This window comes from Streptomyces sp. NPDC040410 (assembly GCF_055595715.1).
The window spans coordinates 64243-89254 of the sequence record NZ_JBVIVK010000007.1 but is presented as its reverse complement, the minus strand read 5'-3'; the positions used below and the strand labels follow the sequence as shown (position 1 = coordinate 89254).

Genomic DNA, 25012 nt, shown 5'->3' with positions numbered 1-25012 from the left:
AGGGAAGGACTGCCTCGGCGCGGCCTCTGTCGCTTTCCGCGACGACGTGGCACGATCCCCCGAGTGGCCATAAGTTACTGACGGTAAATCAGGTATGGGGGCAGGGGCATGGAAACGGGGAAGCGCGGCCTGATCACGACGGCCGTGACCGTGGTCTGCGCGTTCACCGTGCTGGCGGCACCAGGCACGGCGTTCGCGAGCCAGACACGGACCCCCGCACCGACCCCCACCGCGTCCGCGTCCCCGACTCCCCCGCCCGACAAAGACCTTGAAGCCGTCCGCAAGAAGCTCGACGCGCTCTACCACGAGGCGGCCGTCGCCACGGACGCGTACAACGCCGCCGAGGAGAAGACCAAGAAGCAGTCCGCCCAGATCGTCGAGCTGGCCAAGAAGATCGTCAAAGGCCAGGCGAGACTGGACGAGCTGAAGGACCGCGCGGGCGCCGCGGCCCGCGCCCAGTACCGCAGCGGCGGGCTGCCCGACGAGGCCCAGCTGATGCTGAGCGACGATCCGCAGGAGTTCCTCGACGGCACCGGCCGGGTGCTCCAGGGCCACCGTGCAGCCAAGGGTCTCATCGGGGAAATGACCCGCACCCAGCAGGACTTGGAGCAGTACGCCAAGGACGCCTCGACCCAGTGGAAGAAGCTGGAGGCGGGCCGCAAGGCCAAGGCGGCGGCCCGCAAGAAGGTCGAGCAGCAGATCGCGGCGGCCGAGAAGCTCGAGTCCCGGCTGGAGAAGGAGGAGAAGGAGCGCCTCGCCGAGCTGGAGGAGGCGACCGCCCGCCAGGCGCAGACCACCTGGCTCGACTCCGGCATCCTCGACGAGATCGACGGCAAGGCGTCCGAGCAGGGCAAGAAGGCGATCGAGTTCGCGACCGCCCAGATCGGCAAACCGTATGAATGGGGTGCAGAAGGGCCGAAGTCGTACGACTGCTCCGGCCTGACCTCACAGGCCTGGGTGACGGCCGGCCACCCCATTCCGCGCACCTCGCAGGAGCAGTGGAAGCAGCTGAGACGCGTGGACATCAAGGACATGCGGCCCGGTGACCTGGTCATCTACTTCGACGACGCCAGCCATGTCGCGATGTACGTGGGCGACGGCGCGATCGTGCACGCCCCGCGTCCCGGCAGGACGGTGACCATCGCGGGGGCGGGCTCCATGCCGATCCTCGGGGTGGTGCGGCCCGACGCGTGAACGCCCTGGGAACACAGGGACATTTGGGACGCCGTGACCCGTACCACGTGACCTGACCCACGCCGAACCTGCCGGGGACGTGACGTTCGTCATCCCCGCACCGCCCCCGACGTGTCCAACTGCGATACGGATCGCGGCATATGACGGGGGCCAGCCGCCAACCGACGTGCCGTACACCATTCCGCTGCGGCGCCGACAACCGCTATGGTCCCCGTCGGTGGGTCGAGCTCCCTCGCCCCGCCCGTGCCCTCGGGGGGAGGGAAGGAACCCAACACGATGCCCGTACCCGTACCGCGGCAGAGAGCGATCCCGGCCGTGGAGAGTGGTCAGGCGCCGGCCGCGACACCGAGCGGCTCCTCCAGGGAAGAGGCCCCGCGCACTGAAGACACGGCCGGAAAGAAGGCCGGGAAGAAAGCCGGAAACACGCCCGGCACCACTCATGCCAACCTGAATCTGCTGCTGATCGAGGACGATCCGGGCGGCTCGACGATCATGCCCGAACTGCGCGACTCGTCCGGCACGCCGATCCGCGTCCGCACGGCCCGCAACCTCACCGAGGCCGAGCGGCTGCTCACCGACGACGTCCACTGCATCCTGCTGGACCTCGCGCTGCCCGCCGCCGGCCGGACCGGCGACGACGGCGAGCTCGCCGTACTCAAGCACGTACTGGAGCTCGCACCCCGGCACGCCGTCCTCGCCCTCACCGCGTCCGGCGATGCCGAGCGCGGCGCGGAGGCTGTGCGGGTGGGCGCCCAGGACTACCTTTTCCGGGATGAACTGGACAGCCGCCTGCTGAGCCGGGCGATCTTGTACGCCGTGGAGAGGAAACGTTCCGACACGGCCGAGCGGCGGCTCGCCGAGGGCCGGATGCGCGCGCAGGAGAACCGCCGCCTGGAGCGCGGCCTGCTGCCCACCCCCCTACTCGAGGGCTCCTCGCTGCGCTTCGCCGCCCGCTACCGCCCCGGCCGGCAGCGCGCCCTGCTCGGCGGCGACTTCTACGACACCGTCCGCACCCCGGACGGCACGGTGCACGCCATGATCGGCGACGTCTGCGGCCACGGGCCTGACGAGGCGGCGCTCGGCGTGGAGCTGCGGATCGCCTGGCGGGCACTGACCCTGGCGGGACTGTGCGGCGACGAGCTCCTCGGCACCCTGCAGCAGGTCCTTGAACACGAGCGCGCGGACGACGAGATCTTCGCGACGCTGTGCACGGTGGACATCGCCCCGGACGGCCGCCGCGCGGGCCTGTGCCTCGCCGGACACCCGTCCCCGCTGATCGCCCGCCCGGGCCGGCCGGCCCAACTGCTGCCGTACGACAACAACGGCCCCGCACTCGGCCTGCTGCCTGGCGCACGCTGGCCGCGGATGCAGGTGGAGCTGGGGCGCGAGTGGAGCCTGATGCTCTACACCGACGGCCTGATCGAGGGCCGCGTGGGCGAGGGCCGGGAGCGACTCGGCCAGGACGGCATGGTGGAGCTGGTCCGCCGTCAGATCGAGGCGGGTCTGCGCGGCGAGGAGCTGCTGCGGGCGGCGGTCAACGAGGTCCGCGACCTCAACGGCGGCGAGCTGACGGACGACGTGGCGGTGCTGCTGCTGGACCGGGCGCCGTAAGCAGCCGTACGAGGGGTTACGTGCGGTGGGGCTTTTACCCCCCTTTGTACGGCGGTACGGCCGGAGTCACCGCCCGCCGTTGTACGGCCCGTACGGTCCGTCGCTGCTGGAGCCGCCGCGACGGCTGCGGCCACCGCCCGGAAGTCCGCGCAGGGCCGGGCGCACGTCGACCATGTACACGATGGTCGCGATCAGGCCGATGATCGGCAGGAACGACAGGATCGGGAAGATCAGGTTCACCACGAACGCGATCCCGAGGATGATCAGCCAGAACGGCTTGGTCTGCTTGTCGGCCGCGCGGTAGCCGTCCTCACGGCGCGTGGCGGCGTCGAGCAGTGCGAAGCCGCTGAACAGGATCAGGGCGATGCTCAGCAGCGACATGAACCCTTCGAACCCCTGCATCAGCACAACGTCCACCACCAGACTCGGCTTGTCCTTACGCGGTCACCGTACCCGTTCCCGCAGTCCCGCTACCCGCACAACGGGCCGGGCACTCCAGGAGTGCCCGGCCCGAACGCGTACGGCGACGTGATCGCGGTGCGTGTCGCCTGTACCGCGGCGCCTACTTCGCCGGCGGCGTGGTCTTCTTGGCGGTGGGCTTGCGCGCCGGGGCCTTCTTCGGAGCGGCCTTCCTGGCCGGAGCGGGCTCCGTCTTGGCCTCGGCCGCGACGGGCTTCGCCACCTTGATCTCGCCCGGCTCGGCCTTCGGCTCGACGGCCACGGCCAGCTCCTCGATCTCCTCGGCTGCCTCGCCGCGCCAGGTCTTCACGGCCTGCTCGCCGTGCTCGGCGACCTTCTCGTAGGTCTCGCGGGCCTTCACGGCGTACTCGGCGGCGACGCCGACACCGCGCAGCGCGAGGTCCTGGGCGGACTCGCCCAGCTTCTTCAGGTCCGCGTCGATCGTGCTGCCGAGCTTCTTCAGGTCGCCGTCGAGGGTGCTGATGAACTCGCCGACCTTGGCCTGGATCGCCTCCTGCGTCTCCTTGGCCCTGGCGCTCGCCTCCTTGGCGCGCGCAGCGGCCTTCTCCTGCACGGCCTTCGGGTCGGTGTTACGCACCGCCTCGATACGGGCCGGGGCCTCGGCGCGCAGCTGCTCCACCAGACCGGGCACCTTCTTGGCCTGCTGCAGGGCCAGGTCGGCGGTGCCGGCGGCGAAGTAGAGCGGAGTCGGGTCGCTGAAGGTCTTGCGCAGGTCGTCGGTGATGGCCATGGTGATGGTCCTCCCGGATCTCTTTCGGATGAGGGTCTGTGAGGTCCGCAGTCAGGCGGCCGGTCCCGTGGTCCGGTTCAACTGGCCGTCTGCTGCGGATCCGTGTCGGTGGTGCCGGTGGTGCCGCCGACCGTGCGGGTGCGGCGCCGGGCGGGCTTGGCGCCGCCCTTACGGGTGCCGCGTACGGCGGTTTCACTCACGGCGCTGTCGCTGTCCTGGGCACCCGCCGCACCGTCGCTGTCCTCGACCGCCGTGGTCTCGCCGGGGACCTCGAATCCGTTCTCCTTGCGGAAGGACTCGTAGATCTGGAGCAGCACCTGCTTCTGCCGCTCGTTCAGCGTGGGATCGGCGAGGATGACGGCCCGCGTCTCGACCTCGTCCAGGTCCCGCTCGGCGTCGAGGATGCCGGCCCGCACGTACAGCGTCTCGGCGGAGATCCGCAGGGCCTTGGCGACCTGCTGCAGCACCTCCGCGCTCGGCTTGCGCAGCCCGCGCTCGATCTGGCTCAGATACGGATTGGACACCCCGGCGGCGTCGGCGAGCTGCCTGAGCGACAGCTGCGCGTTGCGCCGCTGTTCGCGCAGATAATCACCGAGATTGCCGACGTTGAGCGATGCCATGCCTCCACCTTGCCGCACCATCGCTAACTTTTGCAAGCAACCTGCTTGCAAAAGTGCGCTACACCACTCGTCCGGCCCAGTGCCTGGGCGAGATGTGAGCGAGTCCCGGACAACCCGCGCAGCAAGCTACCCCGTTCATCGGTCAGCAGGCGTGTCCGCCCGCTCGTGATCACCGAGGCTCGTACGAGGTGGCCAGCACGGAGACGGTGACCTGGTCGGGTAGGGGGCCGTGACCGCTCAGGTCCGCGTGGGTCAGGTGACGTGCGCTCGGTGTCATCCCCACCAGGTCGATGGCTTCTCGCCTGGTCAGGGGTGCGGTGTATTCGACGTGCTGGGTACCGGCGGCCTGGAAGTAGGGGCCCAATGCCTGTTGCAGGCGCTGTTCCTTGTCCGGGTCGATCGTGACCATCGCGGGGACCTGGCCCCGTAGCTCGGCCAGGTGCCGCTCGACGGGGCGCACCACGATCAACCGGCCGGTCGGACGGAGCACTCGGTGGAACTCGGCCGGGTTGCGCGGGGCGAACACGTCCAGCATCACGTCGACCGCCTGGTCAACCAAGGGGAACGGGCGGAAAACGTCCCAGCTTGCCGCAGCAGCTCGCGGATGGGCTCGGGCCGCCGAGCGCAGGGCGCGTACTGACGCGTCCAGCCCCAGGCCGCGGATGCCGGGCAGTTGATCGAGTACGCCGGCCAGGTAGTAGCCGGTGCCGCATCCGATGTCCACGACCGTGCCTCGACCAGGCAGGACGTCGGCTGTCATACGGGTCAGGGTCTGGCGAATAGGGGCGTACCTGCCGGTGGACAAGAACTGGTTTCGGGCCTGAACCATGGCTGCGTCGTCACCGCTGGTGGCGCGGATGCCCGTCAGGAGGCTGACGTAGCCCTGACGGGCGATGTCGAAGGTGTGGCCCGACGGGCAGCGCAGTGAGCCACGGCCGGGTCGAAGACGGGCGCGGCACACCGGGCAGCGCAGCGAGTCGAGGAACGGTTCGAGGGCAGGGGGAAGCAACGCAGGCACGAGGCACTCCTGGCAACGGTGATAGGGACGGGACCGTGCCTGTACGCGCTCTCAGAAGCCGCCGTCTTGAGCAGAACGGGGCCCGGCATCCCGCCGCCTCAGTGCGGGCGGCGCGAGGAAGATGGATCACATAGCAGGCACACCAAGGAGGGCGACGCCCTACGGCATCGCCCTCAACGCCTCGTGATCACAGAGCCTGGATGTGCTGGGTCCACATGCCTACACCTTACGGTGGGCACGTGGGGTTCGAGTCCTGGCTGGAGCGGGATCACGCGATGCTGCTCGACTTCACGCCGCAGGTGACGGGCTGTTGTCGCAGCCGTCGTGGCTGTTCCGGGAGGACGAGCGGGACAAGCGGGTCTGGACTCCACCCCGGCTCAAGCGGCGGCGCCCCAACGCGCTTGGCCGTCCGGCCGTCCTCGACACATCCGGCTCACGCACCGGTGGCCGGAGGCCGGTTTGCGGAATGTGCTCGGCCGCATTCTGATGCGCACCGCGCTGGCTCCGCGCCGAACTCGACGAAGCAGGTCACTGCCACGCTCGACGGTGACCCGGTCACGCACCGGCGCGCGGCAGGGGTGGGCAGCGACCACCACTGTCAGGGCGCGTGAGAGGTCGGCTGCACGACCGTGCGTTCAGTATCATGGGGCAATGAGCGGCACACGCATGGACGGGCGGGTCGAGCGCGGCAACCAGACGCGGCGGACGGTGCTGGCACACACGATGAACACGGCGTCGGTCGAGGGACTGGAAGGGCTGTCGCTGGGCCGTATCGCCACCGAACTCGGGCTCAGCAAGAGCGGCGTGTTCGCTCTCTTCGGTTCCAAGGAGGAGCTGCAGCTGGCCACGCTGCGGGCGGCGACCGCGGTGTTCGTGGAACGGGTCGTCACCCCAGCGCGGGAGCTGCCCGCCGGGCCCCGGCGCGTGTGGAAGCTGTGCGAGAACTGGATCACGTACTCGGAGCAGCGGGTTTTTGAGGGAGGCTGCTTCTTCTACGCCGTGGCCGCCGAGTTCGATGCGCGCCGCGGACCCATCCGCGACGCGATCGCCAAGGCATGGGCGGACTGGTGGGCGTACCTGGAGCGGAGCCTGGAGGAGGCCCGTGACGCCGGCGGCTTCACGGACGCGCTGGACGCGCCGCAGGTGACGTTCGAGATCATCGGGTTGCTGGATTCGGCCAACGCCCGGTCGCTGCTGCACGACGACGCCGACGCGTATCGGAGGGCGGGGAAGGGCATCCTGGACCGGCTGCGCGCTGTCGCCGCCGATCCGGATGCCCTTCCCCGTGAGGTGCCGGCCCGGGTGTGAGCCCCCGGGTCCGAGCCCCCGGGCCGGAGGTCATGCGCGGCTTGCCACCCCGATGCCGAGCCCGGCGAGGAGCGCGGCCAGCGCCGCCGCGCCGCACATCAGGTACACGCTCGGGAAGTCGCCCGGATCGGCGGCCAGGACGGCGGCCATGCCTGCGATACCGAGGGCTCCGCCGAGCTGGCGAGCGGTCATCAGCAGGCCGGTACCCGCGGCGAACCGGGCGGGAGGCAGCGTGGCGGACGCCACGGCCGACAGGCCGGTGACGGTGGCACCGATCCCCAGGCCGCCCAGCAGCCCCGAGGGGAGGAAGATCTGGGCGTACGACGTGCCGTCCGCCAGCCACAGCCAGGGCAGGGCGCAGCCCGCCGCGAACAGCGCAGAACCGACGGCCACTGCCGCCCACTGCCGGGTGAGCGGCACGCGCCTGCCCACGACGAGTGAGCCGACCATCGCGGTGAGGGCACCCGGGGTGACGGCGAGCCCGGCCTTCAGGACCGAGTAGTTCCACTGCGAGGCCAGGAAGAACGGACTGGCCAGCAGGTATGCGTACATGGCGCCGCCGAACAGCGCCGAGCCGAGGTTGGTCATGGCGAAGACCCGGCTGCGCCAGAGGTCATGCTCCACCGCAGGGGCCGGATGGTTGCGGGACCGCGCGAGGGCGACGCCCCCGCAGAGCGCCCCGCCGGCAAGCAGGCCGACGACGGACGGCGCCCCCCACCCCCACTCCGTGCCCTGCGTGAGGCCGGCCACGACGCCGCCTATGCCGAACGCCAGCGCCGTGACACCCACCGGGTCGGGCAGTGCGCGTGCACTGCGGGGCTCAGGCGCGAGGGAGCGTACGGCCGCATACACGACGACAGTGCCCAGCGGTAGGTTGATCAGGAAGATCGCCCGCCAGTCCCATGCCTCGACCAGCAGCCCTCCCAGAGCCGGGCCGACCGCCGCGGCGAGTCCGCCGGCGGCGCTCCAGGTGCCGAGGGCGGCCGCCCGCCGCTCCGCGGGCGTGTGGGCGAGCACCAGACCGAGGGCGGCCGGGATCATCCCGGCTGCGGTTGCGCCCTGTGCCGCACGCGCCACGACGAGCAGATCGGCATTCGGGGCCGCCGCCGCGGCCAGCGAGGTCAGGGTGAAGCCGGTGACCGAGGCGATGAACAGGGTCCGCCTGCCGACCACGTCGGCGAGCCGGCCTGCCGCCGCCAGCAGCGCCGCGAAGAGTACGGCGTAGGCGCTGACCACCCAGGTGAGCCGGGCCAGCGGTACGCGGGGGAAGTCGGCGTGCAGATCGGGAAAGGCAACGTTGACGACGGTGGCGTCCAGGAAGGCCAGGAAGGTCACTCCGGAGGACAGCAGCAGAACGCGGCCGGGGTGCGGGGCGGTGCGGGGCCGCTCCTCCAGCAGTTCGCTCATCAGGCTGCCACCTGCTCGTTGCCGGCTGCGGCGAAGTCGGCCACCAGCGAGACGACATCGGGGTCGGCGAGGATGCGGCGGTGGCCCAGCCCCCGCGTGGTGACCAGGCGGGCGCGGTCGCCGTGCGCTGCCGCGACGGCCATGGACTGGGCGACGGGGACCGTGTCGTCGTTGTCGTCGTGGACGAGCAGGATCGGCAGGCCGATCTCCTCCGGGCGGTGGGTGGCGCTGAAACGGCGCCAGATGTCGCGCTCGTCCGGCAGGAACATGTCCTCTGTCCGGCGCCGTAGTTCGTGCTTGAGCCGGTCGTGGAGCCCCAGTCCGGCGCAGAACCCCTCGACCAGATATCCGAGTTCGGCGACGCCGCCGATACCGACCACCCGGCCGGCCCGCACCTCGGCATCCCGCAGGGCCAGGCAGGCCGCCGCAAGGCCGAAGGAGTGGGCGACGACGGCCTCGAAGGGGCCGTACTCGGCGCTGAGCTGCCGGATGATCTCGCGGTATTCGAGGATGTTGGTGGTGCGTCCGGCGGATTCCCCGTGGCCGGGTGCGTCGAAGGCCAGCGGAGTGAGCCCCTTGTCGCGCAGCGCGGTGGCGAACCCGGCGAGCCGCGACGCCCGCGACTCCCAGCCGTGCACCAGCAGCACCGGCCGGCGGCCGTCCCCCCAACGGTAGGTGACGACCTTGTTCGCGTTGACTGTCAGGTGTCCGGTCCGGGCCTCGGCGAGTGCCCCGGCCTCCGTCGGCCGCAGCCGGCTCCGCCCTCTGGGCCGGACGAACACGCCGAAGGCAGCTCGTCCGGTGAGTCCGGGAGCCAGGAGAGAGGCGCTGTTCAGGGTGGTGCGGAGCAGCGTGAGAGTGAGGTCCATGCCCCGGTCTCCCTTGATCGGTCAGATAGTCCGGAGATATTAGCACGACCGATCGTATTGTTTTGTCGCCTGCCTTCGCGTCCTCATGTGGAAAAGCGGGCGTCGTCGGAAGACCCTGAAGTCATGCGGTGGTTCCCCGCTCGAAGCCGCCGCAAGGGGAGGGCGATAAAGCCTGGGTTTCGCACGCACCGCCGTTCAGTGCGTGCCCTTTGCGGGTCGCGACGCTACGCCGGCGATCTGCCCGGCGAGGTGAACGGATCCCGGACGATCCGCGCAGGCAGCTGCCCTACGCCGGGCCACCCGCCCGCGAAGTCGGCCGCGACCGGCGGTGCCGTGTCACACCCAACCGAGTCGTTCGGCCTTCTGCCTCAGCGAGGCGCGGGGCTGAGCCCGGCCAGGCTCGGAGGCCCACTGTCTACTGCCCCACCCTGGCGGAAACCCACGGGGCACACCTGCAGCTCGGGGAATCATGAAGCATGCGACCGGATGACTGGTACCTCACCGAAGACGCCGACGACTTCCTCGCCCGAGCCGGAGACTTCCTGCGCTCGTGGCCCGGGCCGCATGTCATGCAGCTGACGTGGGCCCAGAGAGTGCGAACGCGCGGGGCGGACTCGTTCGGCACCGAAGCCCCCGTCTTCGGCATGCTGGAGCGAGCGGGCGAGGTCCGCGCCACCTTCTACCGCCTTCCGCCCCGTGCTCTGGGCCTCTCCCCGCTCACGCCCGAGCAGGCCGACTCCCTCGCCGCCCACCTGGTCGCCCTCGGGCACTCCCTTCTTTCCGTCAGCGCGGACCACAGTACGGCCACCGCTTTCGCCGAGGCCTGGCAGCGGCGCACCGGGGCGATGCCGAAACTCCGCGACACGCGGCTCCGTCTGTACCGCCTCGGCACGCTCACCCCGCCAAAGCCGCTGCCGGCGGGCCGGGGCCGCGTCCTGGGCGAGCAGGACCTTGAGCAAGTCATGTTCTGGTGCGGCGAGTTCGCCAAGGCCGTCGGGGAGGTCGTCTCCATGGACGCCGGCTCCTGGGCCGGCACGCGCTTCGCCGACAAGCGCTACACGCTCTGGCAGACCCCGGACGGCACTCCCGTCTCCATCGCGGGAATGAACCCGATGATCGGCGGCCAGACACAGGTGGACATCGTCTACACCCCGGCCCGCCTACGCGGTCGCGGCTACGCGGGCGCCGTGACGGCGGAGGTGAGCCGGGCCGCGCTGGCCGCGGGCGCGAGGGACGTCGTCCTGTTCGCGGACCTGTCCAACCCCACGAGCAATGCCCTCTACCAGCGCCTCGGCTATCGCACGCTCACCGACTGGGCGGCGTACGACTTCTCGTGCGTCGCACCGGAAGTCAGTTGAAGACCGACGAACTCGCGGCGCAGGACACCAGCAGCAAGATCACACGACTGGCTGACGTGTCATCCGTGCTCGGTCACAGGCCCGGAGGGCCGATGCCGATCAGCGGTCGGAGACGCCGATCCGGTGCTGGTCGCCGCTAACGCCTCCACCACGGCGCCGCGATGTCCCGCAGGGTGTTCGTGCCGCAGTGCACCTCGCCCATCCCCAGGTGGTAGGTCTCGTAGTCGTCGATGTAGGACACCCGCATCCCCGCCTTCCTGTACACGGCCCCGACCGCCTCCGTGAAGATGTCCTTGCCGCCGATCACCAGCCCCCACTGCTTCGGCGCGAGGTAGCGGTCCTTGCCCAGGACCACGCCGTTGACCGCGCCCGGTATGTACGCGCTGGTCATCACGGTGTCCTCGGCGGGCGCCCTCAGGTCCCGCTGCTGGCCGTACTCCCGGACCGCGTCCGACACGGCGGCGGAGGCGCCGAGCCGGGTCAGTCGCGGCGTGACGAAGTCGCCCCGTCCCTCGTCGGAGCCGCGCGTGAACAGCGCGGGCACCCGGACCACCTCGGCGTCGGTGACGCCGGTCTCCCGCTTGAGGATCTCCAGGTTGGCGGCGATGCGCCGCGCGGCGAGGGCGTTGTCCGCGACGGTCTTGCGGGAGGCGAGCACCTGGTCGATGGTCTCCTTCGGCGCGGGCGTGTCGGCCGTGCCCCTGAACGAGAACATCTTGGTCGCGCCGTGGCCCGCGGCCTTCGCGTCCCTGAGCAGCCGGATGCCCTCACCGGCGTTGTCCGTGTCGCCGGTGACTTGCACGGGACGGTTCGTACCGCGAGAGTCTTGTGCAACCTGCGTCGTCCTTGTCGATGGTGAGTCCGGGTCAGCTGGTCCGGAGTCAGGTGGTCTGGGGTGTCCGCGGTGGAAGAGGCCGGACCGGACAAGGAGGTTGCTTTTCCTGAGGCCGCGGGCGCCTCCCCGGGACCGGAGAGAGGGGAGGCCCCCGCCCGCAGCGGTCAGCGCGGCAACGGCCGCCCGTGCACCACCTTCGTGTTCACGGCCGCGCAGCGTAGCTCCGGCGCCAGCGTGTCAGGGCGACCGCCGTCTCCGAGGGAGTCGGTGCCGCGGACAGGCCGAGCGGTTCGGCACCGGCCCGCAGCACCGTGCGCAGCCGTGGAACCGTCGCGCTGAGCGCCGCTCCGTTGCCCAGTTCGACCGCTGCTCTGATGACGTCCGTGAAGACGGACTGCGCCCGTTTGAAGGCGAGAATGCGCGGCAGGTCGGTCTGCCAGCGGCGGGAGGCGCCCACGAGCGTGGACTCGATCGAGTGCGCCCAGCGTTCGGCGACCTGACCGTGCTGCCGCTCCGGGTAGCGCATCAGATACAGGTGTGTCGCCAGGTCGTACAACGGGTCTCCGAAGACGGCCAGTTCCCAGTCGATGGCCCACAGCCGCGCACCCGGATCGATGATCAGGTTCTCCCGGTGCAGATCCCCGTGCAGGAGGTGGAACGGGCGCTCGGAGATCCCTGCCACACACTGCCGCAGCCGTTTGAACGCGTCCGCGCCGATGCCGAGATCCCGGAAGAGAGATCCGAACCTGTGCGCGTTGCGGGCGTACACCTGCTCCTCGGCGAAGAGCACCAGCCGCTCGATGAAGCCCTGGCTGTCACCGTCGGCGTTCCGCTCCTCCTCGGCCAGACGTGACCGCACGGGCAGCGAGTCGGGGCGTATCGCGGCCAGCTCCGCCACCAACTCCATGAGCTGTGCCACGACAGCGGCCGGTATCCGCGTCCCCGGCCGGAACCGGGAGCCGAGCGTGTCGCCCTCGATGTACCTCTGGAGTACCACCGGCCCGACGCGGACCACCTCCGGAACGCCCCTGACCCGGCCGGCCAGGGCGTGCAGGAGCTCCTCCTCGTCCACGAAGCTCCGCCGGTCGCACCAGATCAGGTTCGGCCGCCGTTCCCGCACCTTCCACCGGCTCGTGTCCGACCCGCTCGGAGGCAGGGGGAAGGCGTACATCTCATGGTGGTAGCCCTCCAAGGGACCGAGCAGGGGCTGGTCCCCGGCTACCTCGCTCGCACGCCGACGGGCGCGTCCGGCGGTATCAGGTGCCGCGTCGTCACCTCTCATCAAGCAGAACAGCATACGAGTTGAGCACCACGGCGGCCCCCGCGCCGCGCAATCCCGACTCCTTACGGCTGTTGCGGCCGAATCCGATGAAGCGGACCCCCGCCCGCCTCGCCGCGTTCACGTCGTCCGGCGAGTCGCCGATCATCACCGCTTCCTCACGGCGCAGCCCCAGGCTCCGCAGGGCGCGGACGATGACGTCGGGGTGCGGTTTCATGAGGTCGATGTCGCGGGTGCGCCCGTGCACCACGTCGAAGTAGCCCTGCAGCCCGTGGGACTCGAGGTAGGAGGAGGCCGCCCGGGCCGAGTTGTTGGTGACCACGGCGAGCCGAAGGCCGCGTCCGGACAGCCTCCGGATCAGCTCGGCCGCTCCGGGCGTGGGCCACGCCTCGCGAGCGGCGGCCACCTCCCGCAGGCTCACCCGCTCCTCCAGGGCGTCGACCAGATCCTCGCGCTCCGGGCGTGCGCGGTGCACGGCCTGCAGGACCGCGTGCGGGTCCTTGTCCCGTTCCTCACGTGCCGTCAGCAGCTGCCCGGCACCCGCCCGCGCCAGCAGGTCCCTGAGTTCGTCGGCGACCGGCAGCGACGAGTCGTCCGGAAAGAGCCGGCAGACCGGCCCGTCGAAGTCGAACAGGACACCGCGGATCCCCGAGAGCAGCGCCCGTCCCCCCCTTACCGTGTCGACTTCAACAGCCATGCCGCTCCAGGCCCTTCAGTAGCTCCCCCGCCTCGACAGCCGTCTCCCGTACCTGCAGTCTGCGCAGCCTCGGGGCGGCGGTCCCCCCGGGCTGCCCGGCTTCCTGGCAGCACCCGCCGACGGCATGGGCGGGACGCGGCCGGCTGCCGCCCCGGGCGAGCCGTCTGCCGGTTTTGCCGGTTCCGTTCGCCCGGTCCTGCTCGTGCCACTCGCGCATCGCCTGGGCGGCCCTCGGCTCGTCCACCGGCTCGCCCCGCAGTCGCAGCGGTCCCCAGGCCCTGCGCAGGGCACGGCACACGCGCTCCGCCGCACACGCGAAGTCCTCGTTGGAGGGATCGCCGGGCAGGGCGAGCGCCGCCCGCATCACGTCGGGGAACACGGACTGGACGTATTCGAAGCCCAGGTAGGCGTCGAGGTCCCGGGCCATGCCCGCGGTCACCTCTTCGCGGCCCGCCTTCCGCATCGCGTCGGCCCACAGCCCGACCATGAGCGAGCGTTCGGTCTCGTCGTAGTCCATGCGGACCAGATGGGTAGCCAGGTCGTGCAGCGGATCCCCGTACAGCGTCAGTTCCCAGTCGATCACCGAGAGCTGCTCGCCGTCCGGCGTCGGCATGACCACCACATTGGCGCGATGCACGTCCGTGTGCACAAACCCGAACGGCCGCGGGGTGAGCTCCGGCACGGAGCGAAGAAACCGGCCCACCGCATCGCGTGGCAGGCCGACGGCGTCGAAGAGCCGCCCGAAGCGGGGCCGGTTGGCCTGGTGAACCCGCTGTTCCGTGAACTGCGCCAGTCGGTGCAGGAAGCCGGAGCTGTCACCATTGCCAGGCCAATCGGCCGGAGGCTGCAGCAGGGGGTCCTGCTCCACGCCGGCCAGGCGGGCGAAGAACTCGGCCAGCGCCGAGAGCCGCGCGGCACCGATGGGCCCCTTGGGCGTCTCCTCGGCCAGCGCCTGTCCCGCGAGGTAGGCCTGCAGCGACCAGCCCCCGAAGTCCGCCAGGCAGCGCGGAGCTTCCCCCACCCGCGAACTCACGGCTCGCAGCACCTCCGACTCGCGCCACAGGCGGGGTACGACCTCCACTGTCTCGACGGGTACCCGGAACTTGGCACGGACCTGGCCGGAATCCATACCCAGCAAATACGCGAGCGGTTGCCCCAGGGGCAGGATGTGGTTTCTGTTGTGGTGGCCGATGACCACTTCGCCGCCGGGGCGACGCCGTTGCACCTCCGCGAAGAGGCGAACCAGCGCCTGATGTGCTCCACGGGGCAGGGGGGACGACATGGGCGCTGAGGGTAGCGGGTCGAGTGATCCTTCTCACGGATAGCCACTATTTGGACACCTTTCCGGCGGGAAAGACGGAGGGCGTCGGCGCCTTCGGGGCTCGGCCGGCCACGGCCCCTACTGGGCGCTCAGATTCCACCGGCTGTCGAACCACTCCCGGTAGTCGCCGTACTGCGAGTCGTCCTCGGCGCCGTCGCCCCCTCTTCTGTAGTGGTGCAGGTTGACTCCGGCGCCCTTGACGTCGATGGCCCGGTTGGCCATCGTGCCGTCGTCGAGCCTGATCGGACCGACGACCGGGGAGTAGAGGCCCACCAGGGCGTCGGTGTCGTTGAGCAGGATCAGCTTGAACTGCGGGGTCCACGGCCTTCTGCGGATCTGCAACTCCGTCGCGACCCCCTTCGCCCTCAGCTGGTCGCAGCAGTCCCCCACCTCCGCCGCGTGCCGCCGCACTCTGTTGCGCCAGCGCTGGCGGACGCGGTCGTCCTGCGGATCCAGCGCCCGGGGGTACTCCAGGTCGGCGTCCTCGGAGGGCAGCAGCATCCGTACGCTCACCCGCCGCGGGGTGAGCAGTCCGGCCTCGACCAGTTCCGTCTGCGACTTGAAGTGCCCGATGAACGTCTCGGCGGTCAGCGCGACCAGTTCCAGTGAGACCTCGGGCTCCTTGAAGGCCTTGCCGATGTACTCGTACAGCGTGGGCCGGACCTGAGGGTCGCCGGTCTGCGAGGCGTCGGCCGCAGGCAGCTTGACCACCCTGGTGCCGCTGCCCCGTACGGAGACGAGGAAGCCCTGTGCGGCCAGATCCTTCAGCACTTCCTGAACGACGGCCCGAGAGGCACGGAGATCGTTCGCGAGGTCTCGCTGCGCGGGCAGGACGTCGCCGATGCGATACGTCTTGTCGGTCAGCCGCAGCCAAAGGGCGTTGTGCACACGGCGGTAAGTCCGCCCGCCGCCCTCGCGCTTCTTTGGAGTACTCACACGCCGAACGTACCGCTTTCCGGCACAGATGACACCGCTGCGGACCAATAAACTCCGTCTTTGGATGGCTAGTTAGCCGATCAAGCATCCAGGGAACAGTCAACTTGCAGGCCAATTCTTCCAATTGGCCAACGAGTTGACAGAACCCGGGGGGCACCGTGAAGGCCAAAGAAGAGCTGGAGCTGCTGGGGGGCGTGGCCCTGATCGTCGTGGAAGCAACACTGCAATGCGCCTATGGCGTTGTCGGCGTCCTGGGTCTGCTGCTCCTGACAATTGGACTGAAGGCGGCCAACACCACATGCGCCGCCACAGGCGCCGTCCTCCTGGTGGTCCTCATGATCCAGGCCTAGTCATGTCGCCGAGTTCCCGTCGTCCGCCCGGAGGGCAGGCGGGAATGTGACGACAGGGCCCAGGGCCGTCCTGGTCCGTCAGCCGGCCCCTGCTCCACACAGGATCAGGAACGCTCACGCACCGCACGCAGCAGCGGCTCCAGCGAACCCAGGATGCGCCGCTGCGGCACACCCGCGTCCCTCAACTGCCTCTCCCTGCGGGGATTACGCGCGTAGCCGAGGAAACCCACGCCCGCGGACTGCGCGGCGCCGTGATCCGACAGGGTGTCACCGATCATCAGCGCGGACTCCGGGGCCGCCCCCATCGCACGCAGCGCGCGATTGAGGGTTTCGGGGTGCGGCTTGAGGAGGCTCAGATCCTGCGTACGGCCGTATATGTGCGGGGCGAAACAGGAGATGAGCCCCCTCCCGCCCAGGTACGAGTGAACCGTGCGCGCCGAGTTGTTGGTGACTATGGCCAGTCGCGCGCCGACGGCCACCCAGGTCCGGATCAGCGGGTCCGCGTAGGCCGTCGGCAACGCGTCCGGCACCGCTTTCAACTCGTGCTGGGTGAGCTGCTCTTCGAGCTCGGCCACCAGATCGCTGTCCGGCGGCTGGCGACGAGCGACCGTGCTCAGCACACCGTGCGGGTCCGGACGTACGCGCTCCTCCTCGGTGAGCACGGCGTACAGCCCCCGTTCCGTCAGCCAGTCCACCTGATCCCGGGCGATGGCCTCCGCCGAACGGCCCGGGAACAGCCGGCAGATGGGACCGTCGAAGTCGAAGAGGACGTACCGTGTTCGCGCGACCAACTCCCGAAGGCTCTCGAACTCACTGGCCACCACGTCGGTCTGTCCCGTCTCAGCAGTCACTCAGCGAGTGTCGGCGAATCGGCGATCGAATCCCAGAGGGCGTCGAACCATTTCTGGGTCTCCGCCACGAACTCCGGGTCCCGCCGGACGAACAGCGGCGAACTGAGTCCCCGCACGTCATGGACATCGACCTGCCCGACGCCGTGGACCTCCTTCGGATAGGTGTCGATGTGGTAGAGGCCCTCCAACACCTTCTTGCCGTTCAGGATGTACCTCTTGGTCAGCGGCGTGTTCCTGATCCGGCGGAAGGCCGCCTTGGCGTCCAGGTTGTGCTCCTCACGCAAGGAGCGGACGGCGCTCCGCATGACGCTGATCTGGTGGTCGATCTGGAGCATCACCTCCCGCTGGACCGCCTCCCGGTGCTCGGGCTGACTCACCGGGACCGGAAACGTCAGTGCGCTGTCCCGACTCGGCACCAGGCACCGCACCCGGACCGGGCGAGGGCTCACCCGTCCGCTCTCGATGACCGTGCGCACATGGTTCAGCCCGTGCATCAGCGTCTCCGCGGTGAAGCACAGTGCGTCGATCCGTACGTGGGGAACCTCGCGATCCTTGAAGGCCTCCTCCAGATGAGGGACCAAAGACACCAGCGCCCCCTTGGGCCCCTGCGTGTCTTCCGAGGGGCCCGCCACTGTCGGGGGGCTGCCCTTCCTCACGTTGTCCAGCAGACCGTCCGCCTGAAGTGCTCGCAGGGCCTGGCGGACCGCCCCCCGCTCCACTCCGAACTGCTCGGCGAGTCTGACCTGGGCGGGCAGGCGGTCTCCCGGCTTGAGGTCGCCCTTGCGGATGCGCTCGCGAAGCACGAAGGCGATCTCCTGGGGAGAGGCTTTGCGGCTGACGTTCACTGTCGCGTTCTCCGGGTTCGCAGTCGGGCTCCGCTCGTCGCCGCGGCCGCGGAGCGCCGCGTGCGACATCCGTCAGAAAAGTGTGAGGTCCGTGGTGATGGTTTCCCAGAGTGCCTCGAACCACTTCTGGGACTCCTCCACGAACGCGGCGTCGCGTTGGCCGGCCTGTGTCTCGAAGGAGAAGAGCAGCGACTCGGTGCCGAGGACGTCGTACATGTCGATCGTACCGCTGCCCGAGGGCTCCTCCCGGCGCGTGATCATGTAGTACGCCATCAGCGCCTCCCTGCCGTTGAGGAGGTACAGCTTGACCGGCGGGGTGAACGGCAGCGCGCGGAACGTGACACGGACGTCGATGCCGTGCGAGGTGCGCAGGGCATGGAGGTTGTGGCGCAGGACATGGCCCTGCGCGTTGCGCATCTCCAGCCAGCGCCGGTGGACCGGGTCGTCGCCGTCGCGGCCCTCGACCGGCACGGGGAAGGCCAGGTCGATGTCCCGGGACGGCAGCAGGATGCGGACGTCGATCGACTCGGGGCGAATACGGCCGTCGTGGATGAGGCGGAGGGGTTCGCTGAGCGCGACGAGAAGGGTCTCGGCCGTCAGGCATGCCGCGTCGACACTCACCCGCGGGGCGGAGAACGCCTCCGCCAGCCGCGGTGCCAGCCCCACCATCGTCGGCTGTGGCTCGGACCTCGTCGGGGCCGGCTCGGCGATCCGGGGCGGGCTGCCCTTGCTGACGTTGCTGAGGAGGCCGTCCTCCTGGAGTGCCCGCAGGGCCTGGCGGACGGTACCGCGCTCCACGCCGAACTCCTCGGCGAGTTCTGCCTGGGTGGGCAGGCGGTCGCCGGCCCTGAGGTCCCCGGCACGGATGCGTTCCCGCAGGATCTCGGCGATTTCCTGGGGCGAGAGCCTTCTGCTGCCGTTCACTGCCACGTTCTCCTGGGTCACGACCAAACGCTACAACTCTGATCCATCTATGGGGAGTTGTTTGTGAGTTGTTTATGAGTAGGGGCCAAGTGGGGACAACTACATCAGACTTGGTTGCCAACTTGGTTGAGTTGGCGGAAGTTTTGCCTCCTCATTGCCCCACCCCCACGACCGCCCGCCCCGGAAGCCCGAAGGGGGAACCAAAGTGCCTGCCCTCGCCCTCCTCTCCGCCGTTTTCGTCGTCGGCATCGAGCAGACCGTCCAGTGGAAGTACGGCGTCACCGGCATCATCGGCCTGCTCCTGCTCACCATCGGCATCAAGGCAAACAGCCCCGCCTTCAGCTCGGTGGGGGCCGTCGTGCTCGCGCTGCTGGTCTCAGGGCCCGCCCTGTGAGTCAGGAACGCCCTGGTCAGCCACTGTGGGAGAGCTCAGCTCGTGAGCACCAGCTCCGAACTGATCGTCTCCCACAGTGCGTTGAACCACAGGTGCGACTGTTCCACGAACGTCGTGTCGCGCAGGCCGGCGCCCTGCTCGAAGGCGAACAGCATCGACCGGGTGCCCTCGGCGTCGTACATCTCCAGGTGCTCGTGGTCGATCTCCTCCTCGCGGCGCGTCAGCGTGTAGAAGGCGAAGAGCGCTTCCGTGCCGTTGAGCAGGTACAGCTTCACGGGCGGGGTGAAGGGCAGGGCACGGAAGGAGATGTGCACGTCGATGCCGTGCGTGGCCCGCAGAGCCAGCAGGTTGTGGCGGAGCACCTGGCCCTGGGCGTTGCGCTGGGCCAGCCAGCGGCGTTGCAGCCGGCCGTCGGCCGAGGGGTCGACCGGCGCCGGGAAGGCGAGGTCGATGTCACGGCTCGGCAGCAGCACGCGGACGTCGACCTTGGCCGGTTTCAGCTCACCCGAGTGGATCCGGCGCAGCGGTTCGCCGACGGCGAGCGTGAGGGAGACCGAGGTCAGACACAGGGCGTCGATCTCGACGTGCGAGGACGCGAATGCGGTCGCTATGCGGGGTGCGAGAGCCACCGTGGTGGGCAGCGGCGGGGCTTCGGGGCCGGTCAGGGCCCTGCCGAGGCCCGGGTCGGGGGCGACGGTCGCGGGGCTGCCCTTGGACACGTTGGTCAGCAGGTTCTCCGACTGCAGGATGCGCAGTGCCTGGCGGACGGCCCCGCGTTCGACCCCGAACTCGTCGGCCAGTCTGGCCTGCGTGGGCATGCGCTGGCCGGGACGCAACGCACCGGACCGGATCCGGGCACGCAGTTCGTCTGCCACTTCGTGGTGTGACTTCTGTGCCCGCTGTGACCTGTTCCGTCCATTGACGGAAGCGCGTTTCGGGTCCACGACCAAACACTACAACTTCCCGCCATCTTTGGGCAGTTCCAGGGAAGGTGGTTATGAGCCGCTTCCAAGCGGAGATAAGTACTGTTGAGTTGGTCACCAACTTGAGCAACGTGGTCAAACCTTCACAAGGTTGGCCATCAGAGTGACAGTCAGCATCAGAGTGACGCTCAAAAACTGTCGTCCCGAAGGGGAGAGGAGGACCGCCATGCCACTCATCGCCATCGCGATCGCCGCGCTCGCCGTCGGCTTCGAACAGCTCGTGCAGTGGAAGTACGGCGCGATGGGCATCGTCGCCTTCATCGCGCTGACCATCGGCTACAAGGCCAGGAGTGTGGCGATCGGCGGGATCGGAGCGGTCATCCTCGTCATGCTGCTCGCCCAATCCGGCTGATCGGGCTCCCTTCCGGAGGGGAGCCGGGAGCCCGCTCGGTCCGCACCACCGCACAGCCACAACTGAACAACGCAGGCACCGAGGCACAGCCACAACTCAAGACAGACGCACAGCCACAACTGAACAGCCACAGCTACGGATGAAGCATCACGGTCGCTGTCACCGCCAGGAAGGAGAACTCAGAACATGTCCGGGCACCAAGGTCGCCCGGACGAACGCAGCAGGGCGTCGGCCTCACGGGCGGCGCCCGCTCGCTCTTCCCGCACCCGGCCCAGCGCCGCCAGCCGCAGCACCGACTCGCCGCCCAGCCAGAGGGTGGCGAGCTCGCCCACGTCCAGCGTGAGGTCGGCGCTCCGCGTGGTCGGCGTGCAGGTCGCGCCCTGCGCCGACGCCTCCAGCCGGTAGCGGCCGCCGGTCAGCCCGGCCCGGTCGACGACCTCCAGCACCAAAGACGCCTCCCGCTCGTACGTCCGCGCCTCCAGGGCCCGTACGACGTCGAGGATCCGCACCCACAGCCAGTCCGCCTGCGCGGTGACCCTCGCTGCCCGCGGGTCCGGCAGGAAGTACGGGAGCAGGTCGTCGAGGCCGCGCCAGCCGCTCTTGACCTTCGTCACCCAGTCGATCGAGCAGAGGTAGTGCCACAGGGCACGCTCGGCCGCCGGGTTGGTGGCGATCAGCCAGTTCACCTCTGCCGTGTTGTGCGGCTGCTTGTCGTGCCAGTTGTCGTCCGACTCGTACGACGCCATGCCCTCGACCTCACCGTCCGCCGAGCGGTACACGGCGTAGAAGGGCTCCTTCCACGACGAGCCGAGCCGTACGGCACCCGTGTTGACCTGCCACCACCACTCGTCGCGGCTGACGGCGCCCGGCTGGGCGCGGCGCAGCCGCTCATGCAGTTCGGGGCCGAGTTTGCGGACGTCCTCCGCTTCCACCAGGTCGATCCGGCCGCCGTCCTCCGGGACGGGCCGACGGCGGTCGAGGCCGGAGCGCGGGACGTCGACGGTCCACTCGGTCATCCAGGTGGCGGGGCCGAAGCCGTAGCGGCCGTAGATCGGGTACTCGGCGGCGATCAGCGTGGCGACTACGTCCCCGCGTTCCTTCGCGGCCGCCAGGTCCTGCGCCATCATGCGGGTGAGCAGGCCGCGGCGGCGGTGCGTGGCCGTGACGGTGACGCCGGTGATCGCGTCGGCCGGGACGGGGGTGCCGCCGACGGCCGTCAGCTCCTGGGCGAAGGACTTGAACGTCGCCACGCAGCGGCCGCCGTCGAAGGCGCCGAGGAAACGGCCCGGGACGAACCGGCTGCGGCGGGCTTCGAGCTCGGTCTCGGAGGGGGTGGGCTCGCGGAGGAAGCCGGTGTTCACCGCGCGAAGCCAGTCGGTGAACTCGGCCTCGGTGATCGGGCGTACGTCTATGTGGGGGCGGCTGGTCATAACGTCACGGTAGGTCTGCGGCGGGTGGGTGTCGCGGGGATTTTCCTCGCCCCCGCCGCCCCTGCCCGTCCCATCCGTGGGGGCCGCCGCCCGCAGACCCACGATCCGGCACTGAACCGGCCTCGTCCTCGGCGCCGGGGAGTCGCGACCGGTGCCGGGGAGTCGCGACAGAACTCCGCCCGGATCTCCCCCGCCTCGCGCCCCGCTCCCAGCAGCGGCGACTGCCCGATCCAGTCCACCACCGGCGAGTCGACCCCATCAGCGCCCGCGCCCGCACCGACACCGGCACCGGGGCCCGCCCCGACCCGTCCTCGACCTTGAACGCCAGCACCCGGCCGTCCGGCAGGGCCACCGACCGGACCGCCTCCGTGCCCGCCATCGACAGTCCGGGGATCAGGAGACCTGCCCCGGAATGAGACCGGGATCGCCGGGCCGCCGCCTCACACGAGCAGGTCGTCCACTTGTGCTTCCCCTTCACGGTATCTGCGGGCGATCTCCGCGCTGCAGTCGTCGGCCGTGCGCTGCAGCCGCTGCCGCCGCCGGGACACCTGCTGCTCGTACCGCACGAGCCGCCCCATCGCGGTGTTCAGCTCCAGGTCGGTGCGGGCGTCCAGGTCGGAGAGCTCGACCTCGGCGAGCATCTCCGCGGCCAGCAGCCGGTACTCCTCGCTGTGCGGCGTGCCCACCGTCACATGGCGGGCCGAGGAACGGTGGCGGGCCGGGGCGTCGGTCAGGATCTGCGGGAGGCGCTCCACCACGGAGCCCGCCCCCGTGTCCGCCTCCGGGGCCACCCCTGTGGCCACGGCCGGCTTCGGCCCGCGTCGCACCAGTTCCGCCCGCAGGATGTCGATCCGGCCCTGCAGCAGCCGCCGCACGTAGCTGAGGTCGGCCTCGTCGCGCTGGGCGTCCCTGCGCAGGGTGCGCAGCTCGGGCAGGCTCAGCAGGGTCAGGTCGTGCTCGGGCGGATCCGCGGGCAGCGGCGGACTGTCGGTGCGCTGCACGGGCGGCCTGGGTGTCTCCCAGTCCTCCGCGCGGATCTCGCCCTCGCGGGTCGACGAGACAGCCCGGGGCGGCTGCCCCGTACTCGGTGTGCTCATGTGCCTCTACCGTCCCCTCGACCGGCGTGTGGGAGCATCGTGCCACCCCAAGTGGCCGCTATGTGACCGAGTGCCCCCGATCGGCCCCAGATGGGGGGGTAAGGATCAAAAAGAAGCCCCGTACGAGCCAATGCCGGGCGCACGGCATGATGGTCGGCATGCGTGCAGTGGTGCAGAGGGTGGACGGTGCGAGCGTCCTCGTGGACGGCGAGACGGTCGGGGCGATCGAGGGCGAGGGCCTGTGCGTCCTGGTCGGGGTGACCCATGAGGACACCAAGGAGAAGGCGGCCCAACTGGCCCGCAAGCTCTGGTCGATCCGCATGCTGGCGGAGGAGAAGTCGTGCAGCGACATCGACGCCCCGCTCCTCGTCATCAGCCAGTTCACCCTCTACGGCGACGCCCGCAAGGGCCGCCGCCCCACCTGGAACGCCGCCGCACCGGGCGACGTCGCCGAGCCGCTGGTCGACGAGGTGGTCGCCCGGCTCCGCTCACTCGGCGCGACGGTGGCGACGGGCCGTTTCGGTGCGAAGATGCGCGTCTCGCTGACGAACGACGGCCCGTTCACGGTCCTGATCGAGATCTAGTGCCGCGTCAGCCAGGGTCGCCCGTCAAGGAGCGGCGTCCGGTGCGTGCTCTCGGCGTGCCGGGCCCTGGCTGCCGGAAGGTGACGACAGGGCCCAGCACGCCGCAGTCGCTACGGCTCTACGACGACCTCCTGCGCCGCCGCCGTCGTGTCCGCGACGAGCGGCGCGTCCACCGGGACGTTCCGCTTCACCAGGGCGAGGGCGACCGGGCCGAGTTCGTGATGCCGTACGGACGTGGTGATGAAGCCGATCTTGCGGCCGTCGGGTGCCTCGTCCGCGACCCGGAGCTCCGTGCCGGGCGTCGGCAGGTGAACCTCGCTGCCGTCCAGATGGAGGAAGACGAGACGGCGCGGCGGTTTGCCCAGGTTCTGGACGCGGGCGACGGTCTCCTGACCGCGGTAGCAGCCCTTCTGCAGGTGCACTGCCGTGCCGATCCAGCCCAGCTCGTGCGGGATGGTGCGGTGGTCGGTCTCGAAGCCGAGGCGGGGCCGGTGGTGCTCGACGCGCAGCGCCTCGTACGCCAGGATCCCGGCCGCGGGGCCGGACGTCTCGGCGTACGACTCCAGGTCGGCGCGCGGGAGGAAGAGGTCGCGGCCGTACGCCGTCTCGCGTACGACGACGCCCTCGGGGACTTCCGCGATGGAACCCGCCGGCAGGTGGACGACCGCGAAATCGGCGGTCCGGTCGGCGACTTCGACCCGGTAGAAGAACTTCATCGACTCGAGGTACTCGATCAGCGCGTCCTGGGTGCCGGGTTCGACGTGCGCCCAGACCGTCTCGCCGTCGTCGACGAGGTACAGGGCGTGCTCGATGTGGCCGTGCGCGGACAGGATCAGCGCCTCGGTGGCCTCGCCGACGGGCAGGTCGCTGACGTGCTGGGTGAGCAGCAGGTGCAGCCAGCTCAGACGGTCGTCGCCGGTGACCGTGACGACCCCGCGGTGCGAGAGGTCCACGAAGCCGGTGCCGTCGGCGAGGGCGCGCTGCTCGCGGAACAGGTCTCCGTAGTGGGCGGCGACGCCTTCGTCCACGCCCTCGGCGGGGACGGCGCCGCGCAGGGACAGCAGTGGGCTCTTCATACGGCTAAGCCTACGACTCGGTAGTTGAACTTTTGAGCTGGCAGTCCTTGCACCGGCCGAAGATCGCGAAGTGCTTCATGTCGGTGTCGAAACCGAAGGTCTCGCGCAGCTTGGCCGTGAAGTCGGCGGCGACCGCGACGTCGGCCTCGATCACGTTGGTGCAGTCGCGGCAGACGAGATGGATGTGGTGGTGCCGGTCCGCCAGGTGGTAGGTGGGGGCGCCGTGCCCGAGGTGCGCGTGGGAGACCAGACCGAGCTCCTCCAGGAGCTCCAGTGTCCGGTACACCGTGGAAATGTTGACCCCCGACGCCGTCTTCCTCACTTCCACGAGGATGTCGTCGGGGGTCGCGTGCTCCAGGGTGTCCACGGCTTCGAGCACAAGTTGCCGCTGCGGGGTCAGCCGGTAGCCGCGCTGCCGCAGATCACTCTTCCAGTCGGTGCTCACCACACTGGAAGTCTAGGA

Annotated in this window: 26 protein-coding genes and 1 pseudogene; 8 read left to right on the top strand and 19 right to left on the bottom strand. The window is 70.0% G+C overall.

The window, feature by feature from the left end:
- Positions 1–108: 108 nt before the first annotated feature.
- Both ACZ562_RS16710 and ACZ562_RS16705 read left to right on the top strand, forming a co-directional pair.
- Positions 109–1194, top strand: a complete 1086-nt coding sequence (locus ACZ562_RS16710; protein ID WP_471179083.1) for a C40 family peptidase — start codon at positions 109–111, stop codon at positions 1192–1194.
- 276 nt (positions 1195–1470) lie between these two features.
- On the top strand, positions 1471–2805 hold the full coding sequence (locus tag ACZ562_RS16705) for a PP2C family protein-serine/threonine phosphatase (protein ID WP_471179080.1): 1335 nt from the start codon (positions 1471–1473) through the stop codon (positions 2803–2805).
- A 66-nt stretch (positions 2806–2871) separates the two neighbouring features.
- Here ACZ562_RS16705 and ACZ562_RS16700 read toward each other — a convergent pair whose 3' ends face one another.
- The 4 genes from ACZ562_RS16700 to ACZ562_RS16685 form a co-directional block, all read right to left on the bottom strand.
- Positions 2872–3207 (bottom strand): DUF2516 family protein, encoded by a 336-nt coding sequence (locus tag ACZ562_RS16700; RefSeq protein WP_471179619.1) that lies wholly within the window; start codon positions 3205–3207, stop codon positions 2872–2874.
- Between the two features lie 160 nt (positions 3208–3367).
- Positions 3368–4015, bottom strand: a complete 648-nt coding sequence (locus ACZ562_RS16695) for a hypothetical protein (RefSeq protein WP_471179077.1) — start codon at positions 4013–4015, stop codon at positions 3368–3370.
- Positions 4016–4092: 77 nt separating this feature from the next.
- On the bottom strand, positions 4093–4635 hold the full coding sequence (locus tag ACZ562_RS16690; protein WP_471179075.1) for a helix-turn-helix domain-containing protein: 543 nt from the start codon (positions 4633–4635) through the stop codon (positions 4093–4095).
- 169 nt (positions 4636–4804) lie between these two features.
- Positions 4805–5653: a putative RNA methyltransferase gene (locus tag ACZ562_RS16685; RefSeq protein ID WP_471179073.1), complete on the bottom strand. Its 849-nt coding sequence runs from the start codon at positions 5651–5653 to the stop codon at positions 4805–4807.
- A gap of 651 nt (positions 5654–6304) precedes the next feature.
- Between ACZ562_RS16685 and ACZ562_RS16680 the strand changes: the two genes are divergently transcribed.
- The gene (locus tag ACZ562_RS16680) at positions 6305–6961 is read left to right on the top strand and encodes a TetR/AcrR family transcriptional regulator (RefSeq protein WP_471179070.1); all 657 of its coding nucleotides are present in this window, start codon (positions 6305–6307) and stop codon (positions 6959–6961) included.
- A gap of 30 nt (positions 6962–6991) precedes the next feature.
- On the opposite strand, the gene ACZ562_RS16675 is transcribed toward ACZ562_RS16680, so the two are convergent.
- Complete coding sequence (locus ACZ562_RS16675) at positions 6992–8368, bottom strand: MFS transporter (RefSeq protein WP_471179068.1); 1377 nt, start codon at positions 8366–8368, stop codon at positions 6992–6994.
- On the bottom strand, positions 8368–9237 hold the full coding sequence (locus ACZ562_RS16670; protein WP_471179066.1) for an alpha/beta hydrolase: 870 nt from the start codon (positions 9235–9237) through the stop codon (positions 8368–8370). The genes ACZ562_RS16675 and ACZ562_RS16670 overlap by 1 nt, the downstream gene beginning before the upstream one ends.
- 476 nt (positions 9238–9713) lie before the next feature.
- On the opposite strand from ACZ562_RS16670, the gene ACZ562_RS16665 reads away from it, so the two are divergent.
- Positions 9714–10595 carry a GNAT family N-acetyltransferase gene (locus tag ACZ562_RS16665; protein WP_471179064.1) on the top strand — a complete coding sequence of 294 codons (882 nt, stop codon included), beginning with the start codon at positions 9714–9716 and terminating at the stop codon, positions 10593–10595.
- Between the two features lie 136 nt (positions 10596–10731).
- On the opposite strand, the pseudogene ACZ562_RS16660 reads toward ACZ562_RS16665, so the two are convergent.
- From ACZ562_RS16660 to ACZ562_RS16640, 5 genes and pseudogenes are all read right to left on the bottom strand, one after another.
- Positions 10732–11361 (bottom strand): annotated as a pseudogene (locus ACZ562_RS16660) (protein-arginine deiminase family protein); the annotation flags it as partial.
- A 271-nt stretch (positions 11362–11632) separates the two neighbouring features.
- A complete protein-coding gene (locus tag ACZ562_RS16655) occupies positions 11633–12712 on the bottom strand; it encodes a phosphotransferase family protein (protein WP_471179062.1) in 1080 nt (359 codons plus the stop codon).
- Complete coding sequence (locus tag ACZ562_RS16650; RefSeq protein ID WP_471179060.1) at positions 12702–13406, bottom strand: HAD family hydrolase; 705 nt, start codon at positions 13404–13406, stop codon at positions 12702–12704. Before ACZ562_RS16650 ends, ACZ562_RS16655 begins: the two co-directional genes overlap by 11 nt.
- The gene (locus tag ACZ562_RS16645; RefSeq protein ID WP_471179057.1) at positions 13396–14688 is read right to left on the bottom strand and encodes a phosphotransferase family protein; all 1293 of its coding nucleotides are present in this window, start codon (positions 14686–14688) and stop codon (positions 13396–13398) included. Before ACZ562_RS16645 ends, ACZ562_RS16650 begins: the two co-directional genes overlap by 11 nt.
- A 117-nt stretch (positions 14689–14805) precedes the next feature.
- Positions 14806–15663 (bottom strand): winged helix-turn-helix domain-containing protein, encoded by an 858-nt coding sequence (locus ACZ562_RS16640; protein ID WP_471179055.1) that lies wholly within the window; start codon positions 15661–15663, stop codon positions 14806–14808.
- A 158-nt stretch (positions 15664–15821) separates the two neighbouring features.
- Here ACZ562_RS16640 and ACZ562_RS16635 point away from each other — a divergent pair, with 158 nt between their 5' ends.
- The gene (locus ACZ562_RS16635) at positions 15822–16013 is read left to right on the top strand and encodes a hypothetical protein (protein WP_471179052.1); all 192 of its coding nucleotides are present in this window, start codon (positions 15822–15824) and stop codon (positions 16011–16013) included.
- 104 nt (positions 16014–16117) lie between these two features.
- Here ACZ562_RS16635 and ACZ562_RS16630 read toward each other — a convergent pair whose 3' ends face one another.
- From ACZ562_RS16630 to ACZ562_RS16620, 3 genes are read right to left on the bottom strand one after another with little or no spacing between them, the layout of a single operon-like run.
- Positions 16118–16864: an HAD family hydrolase gene (locus tag ACZ562_RS16630; RefSeq protein WP_471179049.1), complete on the bottom strand. Its 747-nt coding sequence runs from the start codon at positions 16862–16864 to the stop codon at positions 16118–16120.
- Complete coding sequence (locus ACZ562_RS16625; protein ID WP_471179047.1) at positions 16861–17778, bottom strand: FadR/GntR family transcriptional regulator; 918 nt, start codon at positions 17776–17778, stop codon at positions 16861–16863. The genes ACZ562_RS16630 and ACZ562_RS16625 overlap by 4 nt, the downstream gene beginning before the upstream one ends.
- Before the next feature lie 3 nt (positions 17779–17781).
- Positions 17782–18660: a GntR family transcriptional regulator gene (locus ACZ562_RS16620; RefSeq protein WP_471179043.1), complete on the bottom strand. Its 879-nt coding sequence runs from the start codon at positions 18658–18660 to the stop codon at positions 17782–17784.
- A 178-nt stretch (positions 18661–18838) separates the two neighbouring features.
- On the opposite strand from ACZ562_RS16620, the gene ACZ562_RS16615 reads away from it, so the two are divergent.
- Positions 18839–19027 (top strand): hypothetical protein, encoded by a 189-nt coding sequence (locus ACZ562_RS16615; protein WP_471179040.1) that lies wholly within the window; start codon positions 18839–18841, stop codon positions 19025–19027.
- A gap of 35 nt (positions 19028–19062) precedes the next feature.
- On the opposite strand, the gene ACZ562_RS16610 is transcribed toward ACZ562_RS16615, so the two are convergent.
- The gene (locus ACZ562_RS16610) at positions 19063–19977 is read right to left on the bottom strand and encodes a winged helix-turn-helix domain-containing protein (RefSeq protein WP_471179037.1); all 915 of its coding nucleotides are present in this window, start codon (positions 19975–19977) and stop codon (positions 19063–19065) included.
- Between the two features lie 199 nt (positions 19978–20176).
- Between ACZ562_RS16610 and ACZ562_RS16605 the strand changes: the two genes are divergently transcribed.
- Entirely contained in the window at positions 20177–20362 is a 186-nt protein-coding gene (locus ACZ562_RS16605; RefSeq protein WP_471179034.1) for a hypothetical protein, read from the top strand.
- 179 nt (positions 20363–20541) lie between these two features.
- Here ACZ562_RS16605 and ACZ562_RS16600 read toward each other — a convergent pair whose 3' ends face one another.
- Both ACZ562_RS16600 and ACZ562_RS16595 read right to left on the bottom strand, forming a co-directional pair.
- Positions 20542–21792, bottom strand: a complete 1251-nt coding sequence (locus ACZ562_RS16600; RefSeq protein ID WP_471179031.1) for a GNAT family N-acetyltransferase — start codon at positions 21790–21792, stop codon at positions 20542–20544.
- Positions 21793–22232: 440 nt separating this feature from the next.
- Positions 22233–22889: an RsiG family protein gene (locus ACZ562_RS16595; protein WP_471179028.1), complete on the bottom strand. Its 657-nt coding sequence runs from the start codon at positions 22887–22889 to the stop codon at positions 22233–22235.
- A 158-nt stretch (positions 22890–23047) separates the two neighbouring features.
- Here ACZ562_RS16595 and dtd point away from each other — a divergent pair, with 158 nt between their 5' ends.
- Positions 23048–23473, top strand: a complete 426-nt coding sequence (dtd, locus tag ACZ562_RS16590; RefSeq protein ID WP_471179026.1) for a D-aminoacyl-tRNA deacylase — start codon at positions 23048–23050, stop codon at positions 23471–23473.
- A gap of 110 nt (positions 23474–23583) precedes the next feature.
- On the opposite strand, the gene ygfZ is transcribed toward dtd, so the two are convergent.
- Complete coding sequence (gene ygfZ / locus ACZ562_RS16585) at positions 23584–24549, bottom strand: CAF17-like 4Fe-4S cluster assembly/insertion protein YgfZ (RefSeq protein ID WP_471179024.1); 966 nt, start codon at positions 24547–24549, stop codon at positions 23584–23586.
- A gap of 10 nt (positions 24550–24559) precedes the next feature.
- Positions 24560–24997 carry a Fur family transcriptional regulator gene (locus tag ACZ562_RS16580; protein WP_471179021.1) on the bottom strand — a complete coding sequence of 146 codons (438 nt, stop codon included), beginning with the start codon at positions 24995–24997 and terminating at the stop codon, positions 24560–24562.
- Between the last annotated feature and the right edge of the window lie 15 nt (positions 24998–25012).